This is a genomic window from Brucella grignonensis (assembly GCF_002252505.1).
In the GTDB taxonomy this organism is placed as follows: Bacteria; Pseudomonadota; Alphaproteobacteria; order Rhizobiales; family Rhizobiaceae; genus Brucella; species Brucella grignonensis.
In genome coordinates this window covers 1-905 of record NZ_NNRL01000021.1, presented here as the reverse complement: position 1 = coordinate 905, position 905 = coordinate 1, and the positions used below count along the sequence as shown (strand labels likewise).

Below are 905 nucleotides of genomic sequence, written 5' to 3'. Positions count from 1 at the left end.
AACTCTGAAATCGTCATATGTCGAAGCCCTCAAAGGCTCCAAACATCGGCCCCTACGCCCTCGCGTGAAAGGTGCTCCCAGAACAGCGCTTACGACACAGTCGTAAGGATAGGACTTCCTTAACGAGTCTTTCACCCAACCTTTCGCGCCGTGAACGGGGTAACCGTCCGGCACTGCATGTTCTGGAGAACGGCCTGCGCTGCCGCATCGGCAAGACCAGATGAAATGTCATACTCAAAGACGCTTGAGCCTGTAATTTCGGTGGGGCTAACCAAGGTCAACCGCCAGATGACGCTCGCCCCCGTAGTGCCGGAGCCGTCCGACAGCCGTTCATCCACGAGAACACCACGCCATGAATGTCCCCCGGTTGAGGTCCAGTTCACATGGCCAATCGCCCCTGACATCAGTTTGCTAGGAGAAAACCATCCGCCCCACCTGATCTGGCGGGTCTCGCCGCTCACCTGATCTGGCACGGCCTGACCTGTAAGCGAGAACAGGGGACAGGCTGATGCGTCGGTAGCCCCGCGCAGGCGTTTAGGCATCAATCTGCGCAGGCGTTTGGGAACGCCAACTGTATTCGTTCTCATACACCACAAGGGTCATGTCGGCGGCTCCCGGAGGATTGGGAGCGCCAAGGATGATCTCGACATCGGAAAGCGTCGTACCCGGCACATGGCAGCTACAGCCGCCGTCCATGCACATGGCGATCTGGACCATCTGCGCATGTGCCGCAGGGATGAAGCCGAAGGACAAGGCCAAACCGAAAATGGCGGATGCCAGCTTGTTTCTCATGAGTTCAGTTCCCCGACCGGTTGCTGAAAAGGGCGCGCAGGACCGACTCCGGATCACGCCCGGCGAGGTCGACCGGTATGATGGCGTCCGAATCCGCGACAGTGGCGGGGACC

Annotated in this window: 2 protein-coding genes; both read right to left on the bottom strand. The window is 59.3% G+C overall.

The genetic code is table 11. The features are described 5' to 3' along the window. Positions 1-131 precede the first annotated feature (131 nt). Positions 132-542 carry a hypothetical protein gene (locus CEV33_RS00255; protein WP_094538644.1) on the bottom strand — a complete coding sequence of 137 codons (411 nt, stop codon included), beginning with the start codon at positions 540-542 and terminating at the stop codon, positions 132-134. After that, positions 535-792 (bottom strand): hypothetical protein, encoded by a 258-nt coding sequence (locus CEV33_RS00250; protein WP_094538643.1) that lies wholly within the window; start codon positions 790-792, stop codon positions 535-537. The genes CEV33_RS00255 and CEV33_RS00250 overlap by 8 nt, the downstream gene beginning before the upstream one ends. Positions 793-905: the final 113 nt, after the last annotated feature.

Coding starts and splice junctions, on each gene's coding strand:
- CEV33_RS00255 (WP_094538644.1), bottom strand. CDS start 542: ATGCCTAAACGCCTGCGCGGGGCTACCGACGCATCAGCCTGTCCCCTG.
- CEV33_RS00250 (WP_094538643.1), bottom strand. CDS start 792: ATGAGAAACAAGCTGGCATCCGCCATTTTCGGTTTGGCCTTGTCCTTC.